Here is a 24,808-nt window from a genome sequence, read left to right as displayed (position 1 = left end):
CCCCCCACGTCTACTTTCGCTCGGCTTTTTCTTTTGTCCAGTACTGATCCCATTTTTTCAACAGGTCCTCTGCGGTGAGCTGATCGAGCAAAAAGCTCTGAATATCTTTATCCGCCGTGCTTTGCCAAGCTCCCCAGCCTTTGTAGTCCACAGGACGTGAAACATCGAGGAACTTCGTCGGCTGCTGGCTCATCTCAATAAACGGCTGGAAGTAACCCGTCTTGTAAAATTCATCTTCTGCCGCGCTTTTCACGACAGGAATCGTGGAAGTCTTTTTCGCAAAATGAGTGCTCTGTTCAGGCTCAGAGAGGAATTCAATTAGCTTCCACGCCTCTTCCTTGTGTTTCGAGTACGCTGTCATCCCCCAACCCGGTCCACCGACTACTTGTTGCGCGACACCCGAAGGACCAATCGGAATCGGAGCGGTCGCCCACGTCCCTTCCTGCATCTTCTCCTTGGCTCCCTCGATGACGTCAGGGTCTTGAATCAGCATGGCAGTCGAACCCGCTACAAAGCCCTGTACCATCTCCTGAAAGCCCCAGCTCACGGAATCTTTTGGAGAGGCTTCTTTGTAAAGCTGTTTGTAATACTGCATCGCTTCCAGTGATTGCGGCGTGGAGAAGAGCGTGCGTCCATCCTTCATGAAAAAGGCTGAGTCAGGGTCGACCTCTGTCCCGTTGTAGGCCCACATGGTGATCAGCGCGTAATCCCACCCAGTCGCACCTCCCCGGAAGCTGTACCCGTAGCGGTTTTTGGCTGGGTCCGTCAGCTTCTTGGCTGCGACCAAGAGCTCATCCCACGTCTTCGGCACCTCGATCCCTGCCTCCTTAAACCAATCCGTCCGATAATACAAGACGCGCTGGTACAGTCCATTCGGAATGTAATAAGGAGTTTTGTCCACCCATGTGGCTCGCCGTTTGGCGACGTCGGTCAGCTGATCGTAATTTTGCCATTTGTCTGTGTAGGGCTTCAAATTTTCAATAAAGCCGTTCATCGAAAACTGCTTGGCATTGAATTCGCGGACTTCCAGAACGTCCAGCTCTTCTTTTGCCATCAGCATCTGTGTGATCTTTTGATCCGCTCCTTCAAAGGGAGGTGAAATCAGATCGACTTTGATCCCCGGATTCTTCGCTTCAAACTGGGCTAGCATTTCTTTTAACATCGCAGTTCGTTGTGGGCTAGTAATGCTCTCGACCATTTTCAGCGTGACGCCATTCGCACCTGACGACGATTTTGGGTCAGGAGTGGCCGCCGACTGACTACAGCCTACAAGCAAAGCTGTCGCCATCGTTAATTGGAGCGCCACAGAAATCCAGGAACGAAATCCCATACACGAACCCCCTCATGATCTTTTTTGCGAGATAGTTCGTATTATATTAAATATTCTGAATTATAAGTTTTAATATCTTTACCAGTTTTTTCGTTTTCTTTACTCATTTTTCAGTGAAGCTCTCCAAAAAGAAAACCCCGTCCCACATGCAATCGTTGGACGGGATCTTTCAGTGAAATGCAGCTCCTACTCACATCGGCAAAGCATTCTCAGCCCCAAGAGGACCGCCCATGCTTTCTGCTGCTCTTTGAAAAAGAAGCGGAGCGGTTGACCGTTTTGTACATCGATCAACGTATCGTGGCTACTGGCCCGTAACTCGTACTCAATACCAGCTACCTCAGCCACAGGAGCACCCTCACGCAGGAAGAGTCGCAATCTTCCGCCTTCCCCTGACGTATACGTCCCGACGAGCTTCTCTAGCTCTTCTCTCGTTGGCGAATAGAGCGGGGCTTCGTCTTCTTTGTGTGCAAGCGGTAAACCAAGTGCAGCATTCACAGCAGCCAGCCAGACGTTTCGGATCGGCACGTTTTCCAGGTTGGAAAGAACGGTGACAACTAGTCCTTTTTCCGGAACGAACCCGAAGTTCGACGACACCCCGGGCTGGCCGCCCCCATGCTCAACTAGCGTTATTCCTGCATAATGGGGAGTTCTTTTGAGCGCATAGCCATACCAAGCGTCTTTGGTCAGTCGATGAACTGGCTGCTACATGGCTCGAAGCGAAGCTCCATCTGCGATCTGCTTCTCTTTATAGCTCCCAGCATTGATATAGAGCTGGCCGTATTTTAGCAAATCAACGACGCAGGATCGGATGCCTCCCCCCACTTCATAGTTACCGAGCGTGGGCCACGGCACCTTTTTCAGTTGTTGCTCCTCCCCTTTGACATAAGGGACGGAGACATCGGATAAGCGAGCGACTTCTTCCAGGTTAAAGGTCGAGCGATTCATTTCGAGCGGCGCTAACAGACGCTCTGTTACATAGGTACGGTAGCGCTGCCCAGTGACGCGCTCGATAATAGCTCCCAGCAGGAGAAACATGTCGTTACTGTAACTGATATACTCACCCGGCACACCAAGGGGGTCAAATTGGGCTTCGTTCAAATAGGCAATATGCTCGGGGAGTCTCGTCAGTTCTTCACGGCGCAGCAGCGGTGGAACACCTGAAGTGTGAGAGAGCAAATGGTGAATTGTGATGTTGTCAGTATGTATGTCCGCCTTCAGTCGTAAATCAGGCAAATAGCTGCGAATCGAGTCGTCAACAGTAAGCTTGCCTTCTGCCACGAGCTGCATGATAGCGGCAGCCGTAAACGATTTGGTAACCGAAGCAATGCCGAAAATGGTATCAGGTGTTACTGGCTGTTTCGTCCCCAGATCAGTGACACCAAAGCCTTTTTGATAGATGGTCTCACCATTCTGGGAGATGCCAATAGATAGCCCCGGCACCTTTTCCTTTTCCATGAACTGCTGCACAAATGCTTCCAGAGCCGAAACGCTTGCGTGATCCATTCCATTCCCCTGCCTTTGGCTATAAGATTCTAGTTAGCAAAAAGAGTGTTCCAAAAGCCATTCAACATGCCTTAGGAACACTCCTTTTCGTAAAGACAATTGTGCGTCGAGAGTGAAGTATTTCAAAAAAGGACGAAAAACAAAGGCATCGCGGAGAGAGACCATTACATTTCTTTCCCCCATTCATCACCCAAAGACAGTCTCCCATCATAGTACTGATCGAGCATGCTGAAATCATATCGCTCGTAACCCTCCATTTTACCGTACATCGTAAAAAGACAAATTGGCTGGAAAGTAATTTTAATGATAGCATTCCCCGCTTTATTGTATTCGTCGTCTGGGATGTCATCCCCGTATTGCTCTTGTAGCTTAGACATGACCTCGTCGTAGCGTTTTTTATTAAATCCACACAACACTTCTACACTTACCTCCCGATCCCCATAACCAGTAAAACTGGCAAAATCATGTGAGGGACTGATCATCCATGGAACCTTGACGAATACAACTTTCATTTGGCTCATCGATTTACCTCCGCTTCAAAGAACACCCTTTCATCAAATGTAATCCCAAGATAGCTGTACTTTATATTCACTCTGTTTATTGCTTCATGATGAATAACACTAAGCCCATAAATTTCATCGTTTTTCGTAGCAGTACCCTCAGATGTGCCTGCCTTCATCGCTATATCCTCTATATTCTGAAATCCATACGGTTTGGAGCCCTGATTTTCATAATCATCCGTTATGATGAACCCTTGCATGGCATTACTAACTTGTACTTTTGTTTTTGATGGTTTTTCATCGTTGTTAACTGAAACACCCAATATTTTCACTTCACCAAAACCCTTATTACCAATTCCCACAACAACAGATTTATGATCATTGCTTGAAGCAAGAGTACCAATATCTAATGGCGGATTACCTTTCACAAGAGAATAGAAAGCTCCCATAAATATTGCTAGAAGTACTACAGAAATCCACAGTTTCTTCTTCATTTTCCCCATCCTTAATCGTTGTTTTTCCATGTGCGATTGAAAACTATATTTTGGTAAATTCAAAAAGAAATAGCCGATATCCTGCACAAAGGCAGAAATATCGGCTTTCAAAACCTCACCATTCAAGAGTTAATAAACTCCACCAGCTTCTTATTAAAATCATCCGCCTGACAAATCGGCAATCCGTGTCCGCTGTTATCAAACAGAAACAGCTTCGAGCCCCTGATTTGCTTCTGTGTAAGCTCTGCGCTTTTGAATGAAATCAATTGATCGTGAATCCCATGAAAGATTCCAGTTGGCACACGAATTTGACTCAAGTCTTTTGTTACATTCTCCCTCGATGCTGCTTGCAAGATTTTGATGAGTGCATAGGAAGCGGAATCCAGCCCCATTTTTACAAACCACTGGAGCGTAGCAGTACCTAAATTTCGATTGAAAAACTGCAAAGAAACTGTGTTTAAAAACTCAGGTAAATTGGCATACATTTGACTAATCAGCGCATCCGCTTGCTCCTTCGGGACGCCATATGGAGAATCCGGCATTTTCACAAAGGAAGGAGAAACGGCATCCACTAACGCTAACTTGGAAATATGACGCCCCTCATAACGAGACATATACCGAATCGAAATCGCTCCACCCACCGAAAAACCTAGCAAGACGGCATCCCTAATCTTCAGTGCTTCCAAAACAACATAGATGTCATCTGCCAAGCGATCATACGTATAGCCGTTCCATGGTTTGTCCGATTGGCCGTTGCCGCGTATGTCCATGGCAACGCAGCGGAACCCCTGCTCGGGCAGTACGTTGAATTGGTAGGAAAACATGTTATGGTTGAGCGGCCAGCCGTGAACAAAAAAAATCGTTTTGCTATTCGGGCCAGGATTGAGGTCTTCAACGAAAACCGTGACACCCTTTTCGACTTCAATGTACATAACCCTACCTCCTGTTTCACACCATGCACCTATTTACACTCAAGGTATGTCTCCAGTTGTTGGGTTATGTTACTGTTACTACTCTCCTATGTCCTGACTCGGATACGCATGAACGATGCGTCCTTTTCTTCCCGTAGTCGTGACTGCTTGCGCAAGAGAATGGTAGATGGCTTCCTCTGTCGCTTCCGCCGCCGCAGCAAACAATTCGTTCATGATTGGGTGATCCTCACGTAGTTGCACGCGCGTTTCTGTAACGGCTGTTGTCTGATGTGGAATTTTTTGCGCTGTGGAAAAAGCGATAACGATGTCGCCGCTCCCGTGCCCAAAATGGCTCCCCGTGCGTCCCAAGCCGATTCCTGCGCGCTTTGCTACCCGAAGCAGTTGGCGATCACTAAGCGGCGCATCTGTCGCCAGTACGATGATGATGGAGCCATCCTCGGACTTCTCTACTGCGTTATCATTGCATTTGCAGCTTGTGAACAGATTTGCTCCCAAGAAATCATTCTTGTTGCCAAAGTTGCTGAGTACCAAAGCCCCCAATGTATACGCCTGCTCGTCAGCCACTACGATGCGAGAAGACGAGCCGATACCACCTTTATAGCCAAAGGCAATCATCCCCGTCCCTGCCCCGACAGCTCCTTCTTCTACGGACTGGTCCGTTGCGTTCTGAATCGCTTCTCTCGCATCTTCCGGGCGCACGACACAGCGGCGAATGGAATTGAGATGACCATCGTTGCATTCGCCCACGACAATGTTGATCGTCCCGGTCGTGTCCCCGATCTCTTCGTTCGTATCCAGCATGTATTGCAGAGTTCCTTGTGTAACCGCGGGAACAGAAAACGTATTGGTGAGCATGATAGGCGATTCCAAAACACCCAGCTCATTTACTTGCACGAGTCCCGTCGTTTTGCCGAAGCCATTGATCACATAGCTGGCTGCGGTTACCTTTTCGCGAAACAAGCTGCCGCCATGTGGCAAAATGGCAGTCACACCGGTGCATGCATAGTCCTCGTTGTCCAGCTCATGCTGAATCGTCACATGTCCCACTCGGACTCCGGCTACATCCGTAATATCATTTTTCTCACCGACCGGCAGCCTCCCGATTGTCGCACCGAGCTGCCGAATTTTTTTCGTCATGCATTCCATTCCTTTCGTAAGGCTATGCCGATCGCTTACACGGGACGATTGCGCAGAAAGTTTTCATAGGCAAACCCGCGCACTTCTTCTTCCTTATAATGCTTGAGCAGCTCGTTGATGAGGTTTTGGCTCTGCCCCGCATGCTCCAAGCCCACGACCTTTGCGGTAATGCCGTCAAAGTCTGAGCCGAGCCCGATATGGCGCACGCCACCGAGTGAACAAAAATGATCGATGTGCTTGATCAGATCACCTATCGTGGTTGGTGTCGTTTCATTGATAAACTGGGTGCAGTAGACGACGTGTACATTCGCACCTTTGGCAAATAACGCTTTTGCCTGTTCATCCGTCAGATTGCGTGGATGGTCGCAGATCGCTCGTGCATTTGAATGACTCGCGATCGGGTATGTAGCGAGTTCAATCGTATCCCAGAAGCTGCCCTCCCCTAGATGCGAGACGTCCGTCAACATTTTATGCTCATTGTGAAACTGAATGATTTCCTTGCCAAAGGTCGTCAATCCGGCATTTCTCGGTTCCAGCGCACCATCCGCAGCGAGATTCGCGAAGTTCCAGGTGAGGCCCACAGAGCGGACCCCTAACTGATACAAAATGTGCAGCTTCTTCAAATCGTTGCCGACTGGCTCTACACCTTCTAACGTCAACAACGCTCCGATCTCTCCCTCTTGCAAATGATCGAGATCGCTCCAATCACGGATTTGTTTCATTTCCGGATGTTTTCCGAGAACCTCTGTATAAAAGTAATGAACTTGATCCAAAGCTTTTTGAAAACGTTGCTCCGTGGACAATTCAGGTGATGTCCAGATCGCATAGCACTGCAGCTTTACCCCGCCGTCGTGTAGCCGCTTCCTGTTGACGTCCAGCTCGTCCGCATCCGCAAAGGACAGAGCCCCATTTTTCTCCCAAATTTTCAGAAGGGCATCACAGTGCAAATCGATAATCGGCATTTTGGCCATTTGTATCCATCCCTTGTGCTAATTTCCTTTGAGAACACTACCTATTCTGTTAATGTTAAGGTAATGTATTTTGGAGAGCGAATCCAATAAATTATTGCTATAAGTCACTTAAGAAAACATTATCGAGGCTTGTTCGAGGAGGAGCGACCGCCTTTTTGCGGAAAGTTTAAGCTTGGTCGCTTTTACGCTGTGAAGCACTTAAACTCTCCTATACGTTTAAAAATTCACACAATGGAGCCACTACTCATGAATATGGAGCAAATTGAAGCATTCATCTTTGTCGCCCTGACCGGGAGCTTCAGCAAAACGGCTGATTTGCTCTATTTGTCACAGCCCACGGTCAGCATGCGGATCAAGGCCCTCGAGACGACTATGGGCTGCAAGCTGTTTCAACGTACGGGTCATACGATTTCTCTTACAAAAGAAGGCGATCTGTTCCTTCCTTATGCAAAAAACATCATGCACATGCTGCAAGAGGGACAGCAAGCAATTCAGCGCTCACAAGGCGATGTAGAGGGAGAATTGACCATCTCCACCGTTTTTGTCTCCGCCTTTTACATTTTGCCTGACCTCGTCCAGCAATTCCAGCAGTTGTACCCCAAAATCAAGCTGACGATCCTAACCGGGCATTCCCATCAGGTGCTCGATATGGTTCTGAACCACGAGGTGTCATTCGGAATTGCTCGTGCCGTTACCCATCCACAGATTAACAGGATTCAGCTGATGCCGGATGACATGGTCTTAGCGATTTATCCCGACCATCCGTTTGGATATCGCCATCAGGTTTCCATTGAAGAAGTCGCACGTGAACGACTGATCTTGTTCAATCGGGGCTCGCTCGACTGGAAGCTGATCAATAACGCGTTCAGCCATTTTCAGCTACAAAACAATGTCGTCATGGAGGCTGACAATATCGAGGTCGTGAAACGGATGGTCAAACAACGACTGGGCATCGCCTTTTTGCCTCGGTTTGCCATCTCCAAAGACTTGGACGAAGGCGAGCTGCAGGAAGTAGACGTCCTGAATCTGCCGCAAATCAACCGGAACTTCGAGCTGATTTACCTCAAGGATACACCTGTTCACGGGATTATGCGTACGTTTATCGACTTTTTGATGCAGAGTAAAGCCTTGCAGCAATAGGGAGAAAAAGGAGGATGCCCTTTGAGAACACTGCACAGAAACCATCAAAAATGCTGGTCCTCCTGGAGGTGAATTGGATGAAAAAAGCCGATATTCATGTTATTAGTAGATAATATCGGCTTTTTTTAACGATCCATGGTATTACCTATAAAAAGAAAACAAACGAGTAGCTTCTATTTAGAAATAGTTCATACTCATTGCCTCACGTATCTCTTGCATTGTTTCTTTTGCTACAAGGCGTGCTTTTTCTGTACCCGACATAAGAATTTCATCTACCTTTTTTGGATCGTTTTGATACATTCTTCTCCGTTCCCTCATTGGTTCAAGTAAATCGTTAATACTCTGAGAAATTTTTCGTTTGCATTCCATACATCCAATTTGCCCCTTTGTACAACTTTCATAAATCTCATCAGAGCTCTCTTTACGAAATGCTTGATGATAAGCATAGACAGGGCAAATTTCAGGATGGCCGATATCCGTTTTATGGATTCGCGCAGGATCAGTCATCGCTTTCTTTATCTTCTCACTAACCTCTTCTTGGGTGGAGTCCAAATCAATGGTATTTCCAATACTTTTGCTCATTTTATTATTTCCGTCTAATCCGACAAGTCGTGGAACATCACCAACTAGTGGTTTGGGTTCCAATAACACAGGTTTATAAAGTTGGTTAAATCGACGGACAATTTTCCTTGTTTGTTCGATATGAGGAACTTGGTCTTCTCCTACGGGAACCAACGTCGCCTTGCAAAAAGTAATATCAGCCGCCTGACTTACGGGGTATCCAAGGAATCCGTAATACATATCTTGAAACCCACGTTCCGTAGCTTCCGCTTTAATTGTAGGATTGTGACGTAACGAATTGACCGTAACAAACATGGAAAAATATGTGGTTAACTCCGCAATCTCTGGGATCAAGGACTGTATAAATATTGTTGCGCTATCAGGATTAATACCTGCTGATAAATAGTCCAATGCCACATTACGCAAATTTTGTTTAATCAACTCTGGTTTTTCAAAATGAGTAGTTAGGGCTTGGACGTCTGCTAGTATTAAGTAAGTTTCATATTGTGTTTGCAACTCCACTCGATTTTTCAAGCTACCAACGTAATGTCCAAGGTGAAGTTTTCCCGTAATCCGATCGCCTGTTAAAATACGTTCTTTCACTTATGATCCTCCTCATAATTTTGTTTCTGTATCTTAAGATCCACCAACCATCATCCATCGACATCACCCCTTTCAAGTAATACAAAAAACCCCGCCCAATAAAGGACGAGGTTATCGTGGTACCACCTTTTTTAATCGCAAAAAGCGATTCACTCTAAAGTACGGTAAGATGTCGAACATCATACGATACTCCTCTCTTGATAACGGGGAGAGAATCCCGGCAGCGCCTACTCTTTGTTCAGCGGAGCGATTCAGAAGCCCATTCGGCATCAGGTGAGGATCGGTTCACAGCACCACCGACTCTCTGGACCTCATTATCTGATACGTACTTGCTCTTCATCAACATCGTTAATCCGTTCATATATTATTCTAGATATAATAATTGAAAACAATTGGTAAATCAAATTAAATTTTGTTGGATGATTTTTTCATCAATGCTCGCAGTTTCGTACGAATGATCATCTCCGCCGTAACGACAAGTCCAATCATGGCTACATATACGGCGATTGTGTAGCTGAGCTCATACGGCAAGCCTGCCACCTTCTCCAAGATCAGCTTCACCAGATGAATCAGCATGTTGGTGAACAAGAAGACGAAGCTCCTCACCATCCATTCCTTATGCTTCATGACTTGACGCTTTTTAATTTTGACGAGCGCCGTAATGGTGATGGCCGGCCAGATGATGTTCAACAGGTGGAAGGGCCAGCTCGCCACTTTTCCGCCCGTTACATAAGGGGCCATATATCCCGATGTGACAACTACGCCCAACACACTAAAAAGATAAACATAGCCTGTTACTTTATGTAGCTTGCGGTTCTCTGCGAGCAGCTTGTCCGAAAAGTTAGCCACCCCACAGACCAGAGCAATCAGGGCGAAAAACAAATGGACATACATGACCGTAAGCCAGATCGATGTGTTCATTCGCTCCTTGTTGTAATCTGATTTGTGACTGAGAAAGCCTTTTGCTTCTGGATCGATGATAAAATTTTGCACGAGTGCATACGTGATCGCTATACAAGCGACGAAAATGACAATCGAATACGGTTTGATACGGTTCATCCTGCCACACAACCCTTTGTTCGATTTTTGAGACCGAACGGTTCGGTCTCTTTTTGATTTTACATGATTGCCTTCATTCGTACACGAGAGAAATGTTACAATAACTTGGACGAATATAGACCGTGTTGGCCGAATGAAAGGACTATCGCGATGCGAAAAGGCGAAAAAACAAAGCTGCATATTATCCAGAAGTCAGCAGAGCTGTTTAATCAAAACGGTTATACAGGAACCTCCATGCAAGACATCATGGATGCCACGGGACTTACCAAAGGCGCCCTCTACAGAGGTTTTTCCAGTAAAGATGAAATTGCAATAGAGGCCTTCAAATATGCGGGTGAAGTATTGAATGAACATTTTGCGGCTGCATTGGAAAAACAGGACACGGCCACCGCAAAACTCGTAGCCATGGCAAAGGTGTATTCTGATGCGGTAAACAATCCTCCGCTCCAAGGTGGCTGCCCGCTTCTCAACACAGCCGTCGAAAGTGACCATTCGTTCCCTGTTCTTCGCGATTATGCCGTCGCCGCTTACCAAGAGACCATTTCGTTTATGAAGGGATTGCTGGAGGAAGGAATCACCCAGGGAGAATTTCGTTCCGAAATGGACACAGAAGCAGTCGCTTCGGTTATCTTCTCTTCTATTGAAGGAGCCATAATGGCAAGTAGACTCACCCGCGATAACAAGCATGTCCATTTTGCCATCAAGCATATTGAGCAGCTTTTACAGACATACAAGCCATAGTAAAAAGAAAAGAGCAGTCACGCAGGATGTGATACCCCTGCCTACCTGCTCTTTTTTCGTGGAATTTTCCTGCTCATTTCTATTTGATGTAGTGTACTTTTTCATGTCCGAGCAATGCTTCCAGCACTTGCTGTACTTTCACTCCTGTCTCAAACGTAACCAGTCTAGCATCTCCACCCTTCATCGCAATGGACAGCTCATCCAACAACAGGGAGAGACGGTCTTGCTGTGGAACTTCAGCCGGAACAAGTGCCTCGCCGTGTCCACCCACAAACAGATTGCTCCAGTTCACGACGCTCAGCGTCCCTTTTGACCCGTACACGCGATAATCCAAATGCTCCTCATGCGCGATACCCGCCAAGCCATTGATCGTAACCGGGGTACCATCTGTCAGACGCAGGAAGGCCGATACACCTGTCTCGCATAGCGCAGGATCTGCTGGATAGTCTACCTCTGACCGGATTACATGCAGGTCTCCGAAGAGCTCGTAAGTCAGGTGAGTGAAATGAGGGAGCACTTCACGGATGAAACCGCCTTGCTCGCGACCAGCCAGCCAAGGAGTTTGCTGCCATGGACGCGGCCACTGGTGAAAATGCGTCAGGATATCAATACGGCGGACATCCCCGATTTCTTCGAGTCTGCGGGAGAGCTCAGGAAAAACGCCTTGATAGTAGAGTGGGAAGTTCATCGCATGGACTACCCCTGCGTCATTTGCTGCTTCCAGCATTTCTTGTGCTTCTGTCAACGAATTGGCCAGCGGCTTTTCGCAGAGCAAATGCTTTTTATGCGCCAGTACATCCAAGGCAATCGCGTGATGGAATTTGGGAGGAACCGCCAAATAGATGACGTCCAGCTCTACCTTTTTCAATAATTCCTTATAATCTGTGTACCAAGGCACATCGCCGGACTTTTGCGCGGCTTCCTGTGCTCTTTCCGCAGATACATCACTCACTGCGGCTACTCGAAATTTTTCGTGGGTACGGATAGCGTTCATCATGCGCTCACCCATGACGCCTGCACCAATAACCCCAACGTTCCATTTCACTTGGTCCATCTGCATTTCCTCTCTTCCTGGTGAATGTTCGTCTTCGTGCCTCTACCCCTTTCTCCATTTGTCTGAACATTCCTCCTGAATTGCTCAGATCGACAGCTGATTCTGCGCATCCTTTTTGTTCCGCTTCTTCTCCTTGTGAATCGCGACAACTGTATAGAGAGAGGGAACGACAATCAGCGTGAGTAACATCGAGAAAAGCAAGCCAGAAATGATCGTAATGGCGAGCGGCTGAAAAAGAACGCTTCCCTTAATCGCCATCGGTGACAGACCAGCTACTGCGGCAAATGTCGTCAGCAAAATCGGACGCAACCGTGCTTTCCCCGCCCCGGTGACTGCTTCGTTCAGAGAGACGCCTTGATGTCTCGCTTCCTCAATAAACTCGATTAATACGATTCCGTTGCGAACGACGATACCGGCCAATGCGATAAAGCCAGCTACTAATGGGCTCCCCAAATAAAAAAATATCTTGGATTACCTGTTGGTTGGAGATTTTTAGTTGCGGGTGATTATGAAGACGTTTGGTTTGACCCAGAGATTGAAGAAAACAGCTAGGGAACCGGTGTACCAACCATGTTCCCTAGCTGTTTCTTTATCCAACCGCTTTGTTACCCGATGTGCAAACCAAATGTTTTATCTCCGAACGTGGCCGTCTCCATGTCCACTGCTTTAGCAAAAGACACATCCGAAACGAGTACACTTTCACGCAAAACATGATCAAAGCGCTCCAATGCTGCTCGTAGCTCATCGTCCACATCCAGTGTGAGCTGGACACGTTTATCGATGGGCAAATCCAGCTTTTTGCGTGCATCCTGAATGACGCGGATGACTTCACGAACCAAGCCTTCTTGCTCAAGCTCTTCTGTGAGTGTCGTATTCAAGGCCACGTGGAGCTGATAGCCGGATGCAGAAGCGAAGCCTTGCTTCCCTTGCTTTTCCACGAGTATCTCATCTAGCGTAAGCCGCACGCTCTCTCCTGCGACCTCCACATCCAAGTAGCCATTGTCCACTGCTTTCTGTGCATCGGCGGCATTCAATGCTTTCAAATATTCTTGGATTGGCCCAACGAGCTTGCCGTATTTTTTCCCAGCTACCTTCAGGTTGAGCTTGAAATGATACGTCACGAAGCTGCTGTCGCTTTGCTCCACCCGAATGTTTTTGACATTGATCTCATCTTGGATAATGCCGGCAAATCGTTCAAGGTTAAATGGCTGCTCCATCGACACGATCAGCTCGGACAGAGGCTGTCTGGTCTTGAGTCCAGTTTCGTTACGGACATTTCGCGCCAGCTCCACGATGTGTCGAGCCGTATCCATGTCCCGCTCAAGAGTTTCGTCGATTGCATCAGTGTTCACCTTCGGATAGTCTGTCAAATGAACACTGCCTTCTCCCCCCAGATTGCTATACATATCTTCTGCGATCAGCGGCGCGTATGGTGCGATCATCTTCGCTAGCGTCAGCAATACTTCCCGCAACGTCTGGTAAGCAGATACTTTATCAAGCGTCATCCCGCTGCTCCAGAAACGATCCCGCGAACGACGGATGTACCAGTTGCTCAGTTCGTCGACGAACGCTTCGATATGCCCGGCCGGATTCATGAAATCGTACGTTTCCAAACCTCTTTCCACGTGCTGCAAGGTGGTATTCAAGCGGGAAAGTATCCAACGATCCAATTCGTTTACAGGTGGTTGCAGCGGATGCTCTTCTGGCTTGAATGCATCGATCAGGGCGTATAACGAATAAAAACCATGCGTGTTATGGATCGTATCGATCACTTTGTACTTCGCCTCGGCGACGATTCGCTTGGAGAACCGCTTGCTGCTCCACGGCGCGCTGTCAGACAAAAGCGCCCAGCGGAACGCATCCGCTCCGAATTCTTCGATAACCTCCCACGGATCGATTCCGTTTCCTTTACTTTTGGACATCTTCTGACCGTGTTCATCCAATACGTGACCCGTAGAGATGACTGCCTTGTAAGGCGCTTTTCCGTTATACAGAGTAGAAACTGCTAACAAGCTGAAGAACCAGCCCCGCGTCTGATCGATTCCTTCTGAAATGATGTCGGCAGGGTACTGCTCCTGGAATACCTTTTCGTCGCCGAATGGATGATGGTACTGAGCAAACGGCATCGAGCCGCTGTCGAACCATACATCAATGACCTCAGGAGTCCGCTCCATCGTACCGCCGCAGGAGCAACGCAACTTCACCTCATCCACAAACGGCTTGTGCAGCTCCAGATTCTCGTCGAGTGGTGCCACAGATTTCTCACGCAACTCTTTTACACTGCCTGGTGCATATTCGCAGCCACAATCCTGACAAAGCCATAGATTGAGTGGCGTCCCCCAATACCGATTGCGGCTGATATTCCAGTCTACGAGCTCTTCGAGGAATTTCCCGAAGCGCCCTTCGCGCAAGTGGCCCGGATACCAGTCGATCTTGCTATTGTTTTCGATCAGCTGATCCTTGATCGCTGTCGTTTTGATGAACCAGCTCTCCATCGCGTAGTAGAGAAGTGGTGATTTGCAGCGCCAGCAGAACGGATAGCTGTGCTCGTAGCGCTCCTTGGAAAACAGCAGACCGCGATGCGACAAGGCTTTGACGATATCGACGTCGCAATCCTTGACGAAGCGGCCCGCGAAATCCGAGATTTGATCGGTATAGCGGCCAGCCAAATTCACGACGTTCACGAAATCAAGTCCATGCTGACGGGTCGTGCGATAGTCATCCTCCCCGTGCGCTGGTGCAGTATGCACGATGCCAGTTCCGCTCGTATCACTGACATAGTCCGAATCGACGACGATATGCCCATGGTTTACCTTGATATAGCCAAAAGGCGGTTCATACGGGGTACCGACGAATTCTGCCCCTTTGTGCGTGGACAAAACCTCGTAGTCTTCCTTAAACACTTTCTCCGCGAGATTTTTTGCAACGACGTACACTTCATCCTTGTGCTTGACCCGCACGTAATCGAGTTCTTTGTTAACAGTCAAAGCCACGTTGGCTGGAAGAGTCCATGGTGTCGTTGTCCACGCGAGGAAGATATCATCGCTTGTCTTGCTTTTGAATTTGACCGTTGCACTCAAGTCCTTCACGTCTTCATAGCCTTGCGCCACTTCATGGGAGCTGAGCGTCGTCTGGCAATCCGGGCAATACGGACTGACACGATGTCCTTTGTACAGCAGTTCTTTTTTATGAATTTCTGATAGGATGTGCCAGACGCTTTCGATGTAGTCGTTGGTCAACGTCACATATGGATGCTCCATATCTGTCCAATAAGCGATCCCTTCCGTCAGCTCCCGCCATTGTTTTTCGTACTCGAATACGCTATTTTTGCACTCCTCGATGAACTTGGCCACTCCGTAGTTTTCGATCTCCTGCTTGCCGGAAATGCCGAGTCGCTTCTCCACCCCAAGCTCTACCGGAAGACCGTGTGTATCCCAGCCTGCTTTGCGGACGACGCGGTAGCCGGACATCGTTTTGTAGCGTCCGATAAAATCCTTGATGACCCGTCCGAGCACGTGACCAATATGCGGCTGTCCGTTGGCGGTCGGAGGACCTTCATAAAAGACGAAATTAGGCTTTCCCAGCCGATTGTCCATCGACTTGCGGAATGTATCGTCTTTCCTCCACTGATCCAGAACACGTAACTCTCGTGTCCTTGCTTTTTCTTTTACGTCTACTTTCCTCATCATGTACACTCCTTCTTCTGTAGTTTGCGTAGAAGTGTAGGTACATAGAACGCAAAAAAATCCCGCCCCCTAAGGGACGAGATTTGATCTCGCGATACCACCCTTGTTCCGAAAAGCTCATGTAATCATGATTTTCCGGCACCTCTACTACGTACCATCATACGCGTCCCTTGTAACGGTGGGATTCCGGGTCAGCTTACTCCAAATGCTTCAGCTTTCCTTCTCGGAGAGGATTTTCGGCTAAATCTTGAACGTTGGCTTTCAGCACTAGGGCCAACTCTCTGGGGAACAAGGGGATTAGCTTACTCTTTCTCGTCAATGAATTTGTTGGTGTTATTTTTATTACTTTACTTTTTACACTGGTTTCAAAAAAATGTCAAGGGTTATGCTACGGCCCGCTTCACGCTGCGACGGCTTTCCACCTGCGACAAGAACAAGCTGAGAATCAGGATAATCGCGCCGAACAAATACGGTGCGTTCAAATGAACTCCGTACAATGTACCTGCCACTGCTGGGCCGAAAATATTTCCCAGACTCATATAAGCATTGTTCATCCCTGCTACGAAGCCCTGTTCATCCCCTGCTCGCTTGGAGATCAGCGTGTTGATCGCTGGACGCATAATCGACGTCAGGGTAAAGAAGATCACTGTCATAATCAGCATATACCAGAAGTTACCGGACAACAGCATCAACACCATCGATACAGCAGACAAGAAGAACGTCACGTTAATGAGCTTCTTCTCGCCAAAACGAGTAATGAGCTTGCCGATCAGCGCTCCCTGCACAATCGTACCAGCAAGTGCTCCCACTGTGATAATGATGGAAATATCACGCGGAGTATAAGCGAACTTCGCATCGACGAACAGCGGGAAGATAACTTCGAAGTTCGCCAAGCCAAATGTCATCGTAAAGATCAGCACCAGCATGATGAAATACGACGATTGAAACGACTTGCCGAGTTGTACGAAGATGTTTTCCTGCTTCTCTTTGCCTTTTCGTGCCGCGAGCTGCTTTTCCTTCGGAAGTGATTCTGACAAGAAAAAGATGGAACCGATTGTGGCTACCGCACCAACTGCCGCGGAAATGTAGAACGGCATACGCAAGCCAAGCTCCGCCAAAAATCCACCAATACCAGGTCCGATAACGAATCCGAGTGACATGGCAGCTCCGAGCATACCCAATCCTTTTCCACGTTTATCCTCGGTGGTGATGTCCGCTACATACGCCAGCATGGACGGAATCATCGCTGCTGCCCCGATTCCGCCGATCAGACGAGAAAGGTAGAGCACCCAAGTCTGTTCAGCTACGGCAAAGACCAGATTGGAGATCGTAAACAGGACGAGTCCCGATACAATCATAATTTTTCGACCGTACTTATCCGACCATTCCCCCGCAATCGGAGAAAAAAGAAATTGGGTCACTCCAAAGGCCGCCACCAAGTATCCGGCTGTCTCCCCACCCGCGCCGAACTCTTTAAGAAATTCGGGCAATATTGGAATAATCAAGCCAATTCCTAGCATGGCGATAAACATGTTGATCATTAGGAAGAGAATCGGTCTCTGACTATTCTCTTGTTTACTCATATTCATTTATCCATTCCTATCTTATAGATTTTTCTCTTTAGCCCTGCAGCTTCGCTTTCACACTCTCAATCACCGTGCGCCAAATAGCAGGGTCTGTAGATATCTTTTGCTTGAAGTTGCGGTACAACTCCTTTTGCTTTTCCTCAAAATCTGGAGCGTCTGCAGCCGGCAAGCCTGCACGGGCAGTCGTAATCATTTCCTGTACTTCTGGAGAACGCGGTCCCCAAACTCTTGCCTCGTAGCCATCCTGATCGAGGAAAATAAAGATCGGAATCGCACGTGCTGTGCCATTGGTCAGGTATTGATCCATCAGCTCCAGATTTTCGTCACGGATGAGAAAGCGCAATTCGATGTTGCTTTCCTCGGCAATTCGCTGAATGACAGGAACACACAAGGAAGCATCCCCACACCAGTCTGCGGTTAGCACGATCCCTTTCCAATTACGCTGGGAGAGATCCTTCCAGACAGCCAGATCCTCGTCAGTAAATGTGAGCTGATCGTATACGCGGGACAGCTCTTCTTTGTTGACGTTCATGCTTTCTTTGTACGCAGCAAAGCTCATTCCTTTTTCAAACCAACTGTTCTGATTCACGTTAGACATACTCCGTACTCCTCCTGTATAGTGAAAAATTATTGCTCCCAAATAGCAGAAGTCCCCAAGCGATTGCGAATGGAAGAGCTTCTTGTTTTGCGGGCTTCTTTCCCTGACGTCTGTTTCATGGTGCTAACCTTGGCAGTCAGGTCCATAAACCACTCTCTATCTTTGGTTGCGAGGGCGAGGTCGATCAAATCATGCATGTGCTCTTCATCATCAAAAGAACCTACCGGAATGCGTTCCATCCACTGTCTTGGAATCACCACCTGCTTGCCGATCGTCTCTTCGTTGTCGCATTGAACCACAAAAACTTTCGCGGTACCTCGCAATGAATCATCTGTTTCGACGAAGCCTTGAACTAACTCGCCGAATTTGGTTTTTCCCAATACCCATTCTCCGACTTCCAATAACTCATCCCGATTCATTCTCGTGCACCTCCCAATTGTAACGGAAATCATTACAGTTTCCATGTTAAAAATTTGTAAGGTTACTGTCGCGAACTCTCCTGGCATCCTTGACGGACTTTATCTAATACGGTCTGGATCGTGATTTGTTCCAAATACTTCGTAAAGTACATCTCTGCTTCGGTAAAAATCTGATCCATGACTCCGTGCATATTCGCAGAAACCTGACACGCTTCTTGCGGATCTCCCGAACACCAGTGCGGCTTCAGTGTACCATTCGAGATCGAGCGATATATCTCGGCCAAGGTGACCTCATTCGGGTCGCACGCGAGTATATAACCGCCGCCAATTCCCTCTTTGGTCTTCACAAATCCGTTCTTACGCAGAATGCTCATGATCTTGCGAATTCTGGCAGGATTCGTACATACATTTTTTGCGATGAGCTCACTGCTTGCCATATGCTCTGGGATATGAGCCAACAAAGCCAAGCTGTGAACAGCTATGGTAAATTCACTATTCACGTCACAGACGGCCTCCTTGCGAAGAGTACTGTAATAATAATTCGTACAGTTAGGAATGTCAACAATTGTCTTGAGGGAAACTTTTTAAAAAGCCGGAGACTTTCATTCTGCGGTGGTCGGGGGGAAGCGCAGGCACATGTTTTCCAGTCGCCTTTTTCCTCACTACGTTCGGGCGGTCTCCTTCCAAACATGTACCTGCACTTTTCGGACTGTTGATACACTTCTACGGGGCTTTTTTAAAAGAGATTTTTAATAAAAAGGATTTCATCGCGAATCGGGATGCCGTTTTCTGCGATGAGGGGGATTTCTGGTTTGGTTTGGCGGGCCTTATCCACAGCATTGATGTACAGCTCGTGAAGCTGATAGCCTCTTTTTTGGTAAAAGCCCATGGCGTGCAGGTTATCGTTGGTGGTGACGAGCTTCATGCGGTGGCAGCCTCTTCGAGCACATAGAAAATAAATCCGTTGATTGCACCATTTGCGGACTTCCCCAGTGTTTGATGAAAAATTCAGTGATGACGTTTTTGTCCAGTTCGCTTGTTGAAATCATCTGCATAGCATTCACCTCTCCAAAATGATAAAGAGAAAGCCCCCGCTTGTGAGTCAGCGAGGGCTCCACATCATTACGATCGTACATCCAGCAGTACTTTTCCCGTACTCGCCCTGCTCTCGACCCACGCATGGGCGCTCGCTGCGTCTTCCAAGGCAAAATGCTTGCCGATCTTGATGTCGAGCTGACCATTCGCCAAATAGTCCAAAACTTGCTTGGCTGTATCCTGCAACAAGTGTGGACGCAGTTTGCGTGTCGTACCAAAGCTGAAGCCTAATACAGAGCGACAGCTTGCGTGTAGATCAATCGTCTTGATCTGACCGACTTCGCCGCTGGCATTGCCGAAATGGACGAGTCGACCGTACCATGCGAGACACTCAAGACTACGCTCACTTACTGTTCCGGAAATCGAGTCCAAAATGACATCCGCTCCCGTCCCATCCGTTAGCGCACGTACCTTTTCCACAAAATCTTCGCGATCGTTGCAAATCACATGGTCGGCACCGGCTGACAAGGCAAGTTCCGCCTTTGCTTCATTACCGACTGTGCCGATGACTCGTCCTGCTCCGAGCAGCTTGGCTAATTGAATCGCCGTCGTCCCGATTCCGCCTGCCGCAGCGTGAATCAGTACGGTTTCCCCTTTGGCAATGCGGGCAACCTTCGCCAGCAGCTGGTACGAAGTAAATGACACGACTGGGCAAGCGGCTGCTGTTTCCGTGCTGATTTGATCTGGCAGTGCAAAGGTCAAGCTCTCCTCCGCCACGATATACTCGGCGTATGATCCGTTGGTCGGAAATGCGATGACTCGTTGTCCCACCTTCAGGCTTTGCACCTCTGCCCCTACCTGTTCGATCACGCCAGTCGCATCGAGTCCCGGAATAAACGGCAGCTTGGCTGCTCCCTTTTTTCCATATCTGGATTTGATATCGGCAAAATTGACACTGCTCATCTCGACGCGGATCAGCACCTGCGTAGGTGACATGGTCGGCATCTCGACTTCCGTATATTTCATCGTTTCCGGCCCGCCTAATTCCGTTACCAAGATCGCTTTCATGAGAACCCTCCAGACAAGATTGGAATGTTAGTTTTGTAGAATCGCCATGATCGCAGCTTTTTTCGTTGCGAACTCCTCGTCGGAAAGTACAGGCGTAAACGCAGCTCGCGGAATGTCCACCAATAGATCATGCCAAGATTTGCAGCCTTGATAAGCAGCTTCAATGGGGATATCTACCGGCTGCTCTAATCGATACATCCGCACGAACAAAATGTGCAGCGGCTGTTTTTTCTTCCAATGCAAGCGCACATCTGCGAAATTATCCGTCCAGATGTGGAAGGGGGATAGCGCACGCAGCTTGGCTTCGTCCATCAGCTCAACATCGTCGGTTACTTCGGCAAAATATTCGATAGTCACCGTCTTCTTGTCTATTGTCCAGCCTTCAAGGGTCGCGTCTAACAGGTGTTGGTAGTCTGCCTTTACCATGTCGCGCTTCTGGTGCTCATAGGTCGGATACAAATAGAATTGATTGTTTTCCAAGCGGAATTCTCGTGTTTCTTCGTATAATCCACCCTTGCGGATCGTGATGATCTGCTCACCTTCTCCAAGTGCTTTGACGGCGACTGCCCATTCCTTCAAGCTAAGGGGGGATAGCGGCTGTACGATCGACTGCATGCAGCACGGCTCCCTTCTACTGTCAGAATCGTTTGATGACTTTAGTCTAGCCCAATTCCAGCTCGTTGAGAAGTCGTCTTCAACAGTTGATCGACATGCTGCATGGCTCCTTGCAGTCTCTCGGCATAATTTCCTCGCAGTGTCACGTACGTAATTCCCCGCTCATCCAGCATCTGGCGCAGCTTTTCATGATTGTGCAGGCGTACTTGCTCTTCTCCGTGCACACGCAGTCCATCATCCACCCACGCGACATCTGGCTCCATGAACAGCCACAAATCGTACGCTTGTTCTTCGGCAACCTGGTCGAGAACAGGGAAGGTTTGCCCGGTGTACAGTTCGGAGTAAAACTGGGTAACAATCGCTTCTGTGTCGATGAACAATAGCTTGTTGGCTTTCTGGAGCGCTTCGTACTCTTTCATTTTGTGACCATACGCGATATGCGGAAAATACTCCGGTGTCAAAATCGTATCGCAGCCCCCGACCTCTTCGCAGATTGTTCGTCCATACTCCTCGACAAACACGGTGTTGTAGATTTTCGCAAGATAACGGGTCAAAGTTGATTTCCCGCAGCTCTCTGTTCCTACCACCACTACCTTTTTGACGAAATAGGGCTGAACAACAGCCGGGATGTGCTGCCAATGGGTGTAGACCCCTTCGTTGCGAATTTGGGTAGCGGAGATCGGCACTTGGCTGCGCGATTCATCGAGAATGATGTGCGCTGCCTCCGGGTATAAACGGCGAAATATCGAATCGTAGGCAGACTCGGAGCTGAAAACCAGATCGATTTTTTTCCCGATCTTGCGCTTGATGTCCGCTGCTCCCGCTTCCCAATCGTAGTTCTCATCGCTATCCGCACAATCCTCGACTGCAAGCACTCGGACATTTTCCATGTCCTTGACCAGCGTGGACAGCCATCTCAAGCGCACTTCATAGGGAATTGGCTTGATTCCTGCCTCCTCACACAGCTTTTGGTCGCGATTCGTGCTGTGCGAGAGAACGACGTACAGTTCGTCGCAGCGGCAGGCCGCCTGTGTAATCGCGTATACATGTCCCTGATGCAGTGGCAAAAATTTGCCGCCAATGAAGCCTACGCCCCCCATGTCTGCTCCTCCCTTTGCTTGCGGTACTGCCGAACCCAGTTCATCAATCCGTAGATGGCATTCACCAAATAAGCGGACCACATGACCAGCATCGAGATATCGCTTCCGTCCTTCAAAAACGCTACCAGCCACATGTAGATCGTGAACAAATCAATGATAATCCAGACCACCCACTGTTCGACCAAGCGCTTCACCATAAAGAGCATCGCGATGACGGAGAGAACAGCCGTCAAGGAATCGACAAAAGGCAAAGCCCCGCCCATTTGCTTCAATACAAACCCGTAGGCAATCGTTGCGATGATACTCAAGATCGTCCACCAGATGCGTGCTCGGTTGGACAAAATCGTAATCTTGACGTCATTTTGTTTCACTTCGGACACGCGATTTTTACGCCACAGGTAGAGTCCTATGAATTGCATTGGCAAAAAATAGAGAAGATTCAGCATGACTTCGCCATAGTACTTTTGCCCATAGGCCACGAACGCGTACAAAACCACATTGATGATACCCGGGTAGTAGCTCCACGTCTTTCCTTTGGCGACGAGCACGACACTCAGCATCCCTGTCAAAGACGCGATCAAGCCGATTAATGTATCATCTAGCGCGAAATACAAGTAGAGGGTAACGAGTGTAAACGAGATGAGCCATATTTTTTCAAACCAATTCCAGTCTGCTAAAAAGCCGGCGCTTTTTTCATTCATGCGAATCTCTCCTTGAACGCTCGCAGGTTTTCCTGGCGTGCAGAATTGTCGTAGACGGCAAAAACGATCCGATCAAAAAGCTGTGCATACTGTTCCTCGATCAAAACGGTCGCAAAGTAATCTGCTACCTCCTCCGCTTTGTTGCGGAATACTCCACAGCCGTACGCTCCCAAAATAATCGTCCGGTGGTTGTGTATGGCTGCTGCCCGCAAAATCTTCCGGATGCGCTCCTTCATGACAGGGCCAATCTTCGCGATATTTTCAGGCTCTCGCTCACGAACAACCCCCGCATTCACAGCAGGCGCCGTAACAAAAGACAAGAGGTATGGATCATGCAAAAGCTGATCGCTTTGGTCGCGGAGCACAGGGACCCGCGGTGAATAAATCATGTAGTCGGAATAAAAGCAGGTTTTCAACTGGCGATGATAGGTGTACATTTCCTGCATTTGCACGATGCAAGGATACAGCCCGGAGGAACGCGCCAAGCTCTCTTCCTGCGCCTGGCTTCCCCCGAGGAATCCTCCGCCCGGATTTTTGGCGGAAGCAAAATTCAAGCATACGGCATCTGCTCGTTTCTCGGAAACGACGAGGCGCTTAGCTGCATCCAGGCTGGATTCCGAGGTAACCTCGACCTTAGCACGCAGCTGTCCAGCAGTTGTTTGATGCGATGGCAGTTGTACGGTGTCTGCTGCCAAATCATTTGGACGATACAGAACCGACTGGCTGATTGCAGCAGCTAGCTCCTCCGTAATGCTCTTCTTTTCTCCCGCTTGGTTCATGTAGTAGCCCTGCTCTATGATTTGCAGCGTCTCTTGTGCGATTCGTACACGCGCGCTTCGATTGTGTCCCTGATTCATTGTGATTTCCTCCCTGGTGCGGGGCTACGTCTGATCCATCCATTCCGGGTTAAAGCGGAAATACTTGGATGGTCGGTGCCCGGCGTGTTTTCGATATTGATTCGTTTCCAGCACTTTGTCGGCTACCTTCCTGCGAAACGCCGCAGCCAACAGCTCACGTCCCAAAATCACTTCGTACACCTGTTGCAGATCGCTTAACGTGAACAGCTCCGGCATTAAGGCAAAGGCGATATCCGTGTATTCAATCTTGTTACGCAATCGCTCCAGTGCGTATTGAATGATTTTGGCGTGATCAAATGCAATGTTGTTCGTCTCTACAATTTCGCGGGTCTCACGTACGGTACGGCCCGTTACTGTTTTGGTGATCTTAATGGTGGCAGACAGCTCTTCGCTCTCATGTACAAGGCGCAGTTCCAGCCACTTTTCGGTAATGGAGCCGTCTTCTGTCGCCGTTTTGGTTTCTTTCAGCCATCTGTCCTCGATACGATACCACTCGGCTTCTTCCGCATCGTCCCCTGCTTTCAGCTGTATAGACGAGCTGTCTACCAAGGCCATGTACGACGTGCTGATGACCCAAGTCCGCGGATCTCTGCCCGCATCGCCCCAGGTGTAGAGCTGCTCCAAGTAAATGTCGTCTACGTTTGTCTCCGTACGCAGCTCTCGTCTGGCCGCCTCCTCGAGACTCTCCCCAGGTGTAACAAACCCACCTGGCAACGCCCATTGGCCGATATACGGGTGCTCCCCACGCTTCACAAGCAATATTTTCAACGACTTGGGCGAGAGCTTGCGGTAGTTTTCCTCCAGCTCATCCATCACGGTGAATACAAGCATATCGACTGTCACAGACGGCCGCTCGAATTGGCTAACATCATAAGCCTCCAAGTACTCCAGCTCGGTTTGACCTCGTTTATTGACATTTGGTTTATCGTTCATTCAATCGCCTCTTTTAGTTGCTGAATTGTTGTTGTCTTTTTGTTATTAACAAAATGTTATTATCAAGTTGTTGGTATCATATTACTCTTTCCTGTTTTTGGTGTCAACAAAGAATTAGAGTATGGTTTTTATTAAATAAGCTACCTAGAAGAAGCGCATTTTCAGTCCAAGCGCCTCTGGAGCCC

24 protein-coding genes, 3 pseudogenes and 2 other annotated features are annotated in these 24,808 nt (G+C 48.4%); of the genes and pseudogenes, 3 read left to right on the top strand and 24 right to left on the bottom strand.

Annotated features, from left to right (window positions below; all coding sequences use genetic code 11):
• Window positions 1–10: 10 nt before the first annotated feature.
• The 8 genes from ACKKE8_RS09000 to ACKKE8_RS08965 all read right to left on the bottom strand — a co-directional run bounded on the left by ACKKE8_RS09000 (window position 11) and on the right by ACKKE8_RS08965 (window position 6,867).
• Complete coding sequence (locus ACKKE8_RS09000; RefSeq protein ID WP_409177871.1) at window positions 11–1,330, bottom strand: ABC transporter substrate-binding protein; 1,320 nt, start codon at window positions 1,328–1,330, stop codon at window positions 11–13.
• Window positions 1,331–1,516: 186 nt separating this feature from the next.
• Window positions 1,517–1,924 carry a hypothetical protein gene (locus ACKKE8_RS08995; RefSeq protein ID WP_409177870.1) on the bottom strand — a complete coding sequence of 136 codons (408 nt, stop codon included), beginning with the start codon at window positions 1,922–1,924 and terminating at the stop codon, window positions 1,517–1,519.
• Window positions 1,925–2,032: 108 nt separating this feature from the next.
• Window positions 2,033–2,833: a serine hydrolase domain-containing protein gene (locus tag ACKKE8_RS08990; protein ID WP_409177869.1), complete on the bottom strand. Its 801-nt coding sequence runs from the start codon at window positions 2,831–2,833 to the stop codon at window positions 2,033–2,035.
• Between the two features lie 164 nt (window positions 2,834–2,997).
• Window positions 2,998–3,354, bottom strand: a complete 357-nt coding sequence (locus ACKKE8_RS08985) for a hypothetical protein (RefSeq protein ID WP_409177868.1) — start codon at window positions 3,352–3,354, stop codon at window positions 2,998–3,000.
• Complete coding sequence (locus tag ACKKE8_RS08980; protein WP_409177867.1) at window positions 3,351–3,953, bottom strand: hypothetical protein; 603 nt, start codon at window positions 3,951–3,953, stop codon at window positions 3,351–3,353. Before ACKKE8_RS08980 ends, ACKKE8_RS08985 begins: the two co-directional genes overlap by 4 nt.
• Entirely contained in the window at window positions 3,950–4,759 is an 810-nt protein-coding gene (locus ACKKE8_RS08975) for an alpha/beta fold hydrolase (RefSeq protein ID WP_409177866.1), read from the bottom strand. The genes ACKKE8_RS08980 and ACKKE8_RS08975 overlap by 4 nt, the downstream gene beginning before the upstream one ends.
• Before the next feature lie 78 nt (window positions 4,760–4,837).
• Window positions 4,838–5,896 carry a P1 family peptidase gene (locus tag ACKKE8_RS08970; RefSeq protein ID WP_409177865.1) on the bottom strand — a complete coding sequence of 353 codons (1,059 nt, stop codon included), beginning with the start codon at window positions 5,894–5,896 and terminating at the stop codon, window positions 4,838–4,840.
• Window positions 5,897–5,931: 35 nt separating this feature from the next.
• Window positions 5,932–6,867, bottom strand: coding sequence for a dipeptidase (locus ACKKE8_RS08965; protein WP_409177864.1), 936 nt, complete (start codon window positions 6,865–6,867; stop codon window positions 5,932–5,934).
• A 246-nt stretch (window positions 6,868–7,113) separates the two neighbouring features.
• On the opposite strand from ACKKE8_RS08965, the gene ACKKE8_RS08960 reads away from it, so the two are divergent.
• A complete protein-coding gene (locus tag ACKKE8_RS08960; RefSeq protein ID WP_409177863.1) occupies window positions 7,114–8,007 on the top strand; it encodes a LysR substrate-binding domain-containing protein in 894 nt (297 codons plus the stop codon).
• 177 nt (window positions 8,008–8,184) lie between these two features.
• Here the strand turns inward: ACKKE8_RS08960 and trpS are convergent, their stop codons facing one another.
• Window positions 8,185–9,171: a tryptophan--tRNA ligase gene (trpS, locus tag ACKKE8_RS08955; protein WP_409177862.1), complete on the bottom strand. Its 987-nt coding sequence runs from the start codon at window positions 9,169–9,171 to the stop codon at window positions 8,185–8,187.
• A 98-nt stretch (window positions 9,172–9,269) separates the two neighbouring features.
• Window positions 9,270–9,523, bottom strand: a binding site (T-box leader).
• 53 nt (window positions 9,524–9,576) lie between these two features.
• A complete protein-coding gene (locus ACKKE8_RS08950; RefSeq protein ID WP_409177861.1) occupies window positions 9,577–10,230 on the bottom strand; it encodes a DUF2306 domain-containing protein in 654 nt (217 codons plus the stop codon).
• A gap of 150 nt (window positions 10,231–10,380) precedes the next feature.
• Between ACKKE8_RS08950 and ACKKE8_RS08945 the strand changes: the two genes are divergently transcribed.
• Window positions 10,381–10,971 (top strand): TetR/AcrR family transcriptional regulator, encoded by a 591-nt coding sequence (locus ACKKE8_RS08945; RefSeq protein ID WP_409177860.1) that lies wholly within the window; start codon window positions 10,381–10,383, stop codon window positions 10,969–10,971.
• 79 nt (window positions 10,972–11,050) lie between these two features.
• On the opposite strand, the gene ACKKE8_RS08940 is transcribed toward ACKKE8_RS08945, so the two are convergent.
• Together ACKKE8_RS08940 and ACKKE8_RS08935 are read right to left on the bottom strand one after the other, a co-directional pair.
• The gene (locus ACKKE8_RS08940; RefSeq protein ID WP_409177859.1) at window positions 11,051–12,025 is read right to left on the bottom strand and encodes a Gfo/Idh/MocA family protein; all 975 of its coding nucleotides are present in this window, start codon (window positions 12,023–12,025) and stop codon (window positions 11,051–11,053) included.
• An 84-nt stretch (window positions 12,026–12,109) separates the two neighbouring features.
• Window positions 12,110–12,457 (bottom strand): annotated as a pseudogene (locus ACKKE8_RS08935) (efflux RND transporter permease subunit); the annotation flags it as partial.
• A gap of 9 nt (window positions 12,458–12,466) precedes the next feature.
• On the opposite strand from ACKKE8_RS08935, the pseudogene ACKKE8_RS08930 reads away from it, so the two are divergent.
• Window positions 12,467–12,562 (top strand): annotated as a pseudogene (locus tag ACKKE8_RS08930) (DUF4262 domain-containing protein); the annotation flags it as partial.
• Between the two features lie 68 nt (window positions 12,563–12,630).
• Here ACKKE8_RS08930 and ileS read toward each other — a convergent pair.
• From ileS to ACKKE8_RS08870, 12 genes and pseudogenes are all read right to left on the bottom strand, one after another.
• Entirely contained in the window at window positions 12,631–15,711 is a 3,081-nt protein-coding gene (gene ileS, locus ACKKE8_RS08925; RefSeq protein WP_409179084.1) for an isoleucine--tRNA ligase, read from the bottom strand.
• Between the two features lie 69 nt (window positions 15,712–15,780).
• Window positions 15,781–16,039 (bottom strand) — a binding site (T-box leader).
• 55 nt (window positions 16,040–16,094) lie between these two features.
• A complete protein-coding gene (locus ACKKE8_RS08920; RefSeq protein ID WP_409177858.1) occupies window positions 16,095–17,300 on the bottom strand; it encodes an MFS transporter in 1,206 nt (401 codons plus the stop codon).
• A 31-nt stretch (window positions 17,301–17,331) separates the two neighbouring features.
• Window positions 17,332–17,895, bottom strand: coding sequence for a thioredoxin family protein (locus ACKKE8_RS08915; protein WP_409177857.1), 564 nt, complete (start codon window positions 17,893–17,895; stop codon window positions 17,332–17,334).
• Between the two features lie 29 nt (window positions 17,896–17,924).
• Window positions 17,925–18,314: an IDEAL domain-containing protein gene (locus ACKKE8_RS08910; RefSeq protein ID WP_409177856.1), complete on the bottom strand. Its 390-nt coding sequence runs from the start codon at window positions 18,312–18,314 to the stop codon at window positions 17,925–17,927.
• 62 nt (window positions 18,315–18,376) lie between these two features.
• The gene (locus tag ACKKE8_RS08905) at window positions 18,377–18,814 is read right to left on the bottom strand and encodes an RrF2 family transcriptional regulator (protein WP_409177855.1); all 438 of its coding nucleotides are present in this window, start codon (window positions 18,812–18,814) and stop codon (window positions 18,377–18,379) included.
• Window positions 18,815–19,050: 236 nt separating this feature from the next.
• Window positions 19,051–19,369, bottom strand: a pseudogene (locus ACKKE8_RS08900) (GNAT family N-acetyltransferase).
• A gap of 67 nt (window positions 19,370–19,436) precedes the next feature.
• Complete coding sequence (locus ACKKE8_RS08895) at window positions 19,437–20,417, bottom strand: zinc-binding alcohol dehydrogenase family protein (protein ID WP_409177854.1); 981 nt, start codon at window positions 20,415–20,417, stop codon at window positions 19,437–19,439.
• A 27-nt stretch (window positions 20,418–20,444) separates the two neighbouring features.
• Window positions 20,445–21,032 carry a DUF1802 family protein gene (locus ACKKE8_RS08890; protein ID WP_409177853.1) on the bottom strand — a complete coding sequence of 196 codons (588 nt, stop codon included), beginning with the start codon at window positions 21,030–21,032 and terminating at the stop codon, window positions 20,445–20,447.
• A 41-nt stretch (window positions 21,033–21,073) separates the two neighbouring features.
• Window positions 21,074–22,132: a multifunctional transcriptional regulator/nicotinamide-nucleotide adenylyltransferase/ribosylnicotinamide kinase NadR gene (gene nadR, locus ACKKE8_RS08885; RefSeq protein WP_409177852.1), complete on the bottom strand. Its 1,059-nt coding sequence runs from the start codon at window positions 22,130–22,132 to the stop codon at window positions 21,074–21,076.
• Entirely contained in the window at window positions 22,120–22,833 is a 714-nt protein-coding gene (pnuC, locus tag ACKKE8_RS08880; RefSeq protein ID WP_409177851.1) for a nicotinamide riboside transporter PnuC, read from the bottom strand. Before pnuC ends, nadR begins: the two co-directional genes overlap by 13 nt.
• Window positions 22,830–23,690: a TIGR02452 family protein gene (locus tag ACKKE8_RS08875; RefSeq protein WP_409177850.1), complete on the bottom strand. Its 861-nt coding sequence runs from the start codon at window positions 23,688–23,690 to the stop codon at window positions 22,830–22,832. Before ACKKE8_RS08875 ends, pnuC begins: the two co-directional genes overlap by 4 nt.
• Window positions 23,691–23,714: 24 nt before the next feature.
• Entirely contained in the window at window positions 23,715–24,623 is a 909-nt protein-coding gene (locus ACKKE8_RS08870) for an NUDIX hydrolase (protein WP_409177849.1), read from the bottom strand.
• Window positions 24,624–24,808 lie beyond the last annotated feature (185 nt).

It is taken from the genome of Brevibacillus fortis, assembly GCF_046196545.1.
Classification (GTDB): Bacteria; Bacillota; Bacilli; order Brevibacillales; family Brevibacillaceae; genus Brevibacillus; species Brevibacillus fortis_A.
This window is presented reverse-complemented; position numbering and strand designations above follow the sequence as displayed.

What these genes read in the sequence shown, in the direction of transcription:
- ACKKE8_RS08915 (WP_409177857.1), bottom strand. Translation starts at nt 17,895, where the DNA reads ATGTCTAACGTGAATCAGAACAGTTGGTTTGAAAAAGGAATGAGCTTT.
- ACKKE8_RS08920 (WP_409177858.1), bottom strand. Translation starts at nt 17,300, where the DNA reads ATGAATATGAGTAAACAAGAGAATAGTCAGAGACCGATTCTCTTCCTA.
- ACKKE8_RS08965 (WP_409177864.1), bottom strand. Translation starts at nt 6,867, where the DNA reads ATGGCCAAAATGCCGATTATCGATTTGCACTGTGATGCCCTTCTGAAA.
- nadR (WP_409177852.1), bottom strand. Translation starts at nt 22,132, where the DNA reads ATGGGGGGCGTAGGCTTCATTGGCGGCAAATTTTTGCCACTGCATCAG.
- ACKKE8_RS08975 (WP_409177866.1), bottom strand. Translation starts at nt 4,759, where the DNA reads ATGTACATTGAAGTCGAAAAGGGTGTCACGGTTTTCGTTGAAGACCTC.
- pnuC (WP_409177851.1), bottom strand. Translation starts at nt 22,833, where the DNA reads ATGAATGAAAAAAGCGCCGGCTTTTTAGCAGACTGGAATTGGTTTGAA.
- ACKKE8_RS08945 (WP_409177860.1), top strand. Translation starts at nt 10,381, where the DNA reads ATGCGAAAAGGCGAAAAAACAAAGCTGCATATTATCCAGAAGTCAGCA.
- ACKKE8_RS08910 (WP_409177856.1), bottom strand. Translation starts at nt 18,314, where the DNA reads ATGAATCGGGATGAGTTATTGGAAGTCGGAGAATGGGTATTGGGAAAA.
- ACKKE8_RS08870 (WP_409177849.1), bottom strand. Translation starts at nt 24,623, where the DNA reads ATGAACGATAAACCAAATGTCAATAAACGAGGTCAAACCGAGCTGGAG.
- ACKKE8_RS08940 (WP_409177859.1), bottom strand. Translation starts at nt 12,025, where the DNA reads ATGGACCAAGTGAAATGGAACGTTGGGGTTATTGGTGCAGGCGTCATG.
- ACKKE8_RS08890 (WP_409177853.1), bottom strand. Translation starts at nt 21,032, where the DNA reads ATGCAGTCGATCGTACAGCCGCTATCCCCCCTTAGCTTGAAGGAATGG.
- ACKKE8_RS08990 (WP_409177869.1), bottom strand. Translation starts at nt 2,833, where the DNA reads ATGGATCACGCAAGCGTTTCGGCTCTGGAAGCATTTGTGCAGCAGTTC.
- ACKKE8_RS08985 (WP_409177868.1), bottom strand. Translation starts at nt 3,354, where the DNA reads ATGAGCCAAATGAAAGTTGTATTCGTCAAGGTTCCATGGATGATCAGT.
- ileS (WP_409179084.1), bottom strand. Translation starts at nt 15,711, where the DNA reads ATGAGGAAAGTAGACGTAAAAGAAAAAGCAAGGACACGAGAGTTACGT.
- ACKKE8_RS08875 (WP_409177850.1), bottom strand. Translation starts at nt 23,690, where the DNA reads ATGAATCAGGGACACAATCGAAGCGCGCGTGTACGAATCGCACAAGAG.
- ACKKE8_RS08970 (WP_409177865.1), bottom strand. Translation starts at nt 5,896, where the DNA reads ATGACGAAAAAAATTCGGCAGCTCGGTGCGACAATCGGGAGGCTGCCG.
- ACKKE8_RS08950 (WP_409177861.1), bottom strand. Translation starts at nt 10,230, where the DNA reads ATGAACCGTATCAAACCGTATTCGATTGTCATTTTCGTCGCTTGTATA.
- ACKKE8_RS08895 (WP_409177854.1), bottom strand. Translation starts at nt 20,417, where the DNA reads ATGAAAGCGATCTTGGTAACGGAATTAGGCGGGCCGGAAACGATGAAA.
- ACKKE8_RS08960 (WP_409177863.1), top strand. Translation starts at nt 7,114, where the DNA reads ATGAATATGGAGCAAATTGAAGCATTCATCTTTGTCGCCCTGACCGGG.
- ACKKE8_RS09000 (WP_409177871.1), bottom strand. Translation starts at nt 1,330, where the DNA reads ATGGGATTTCGTTCCTGGATTTCTGTGGCGCTCCAATTAACGATGGCG.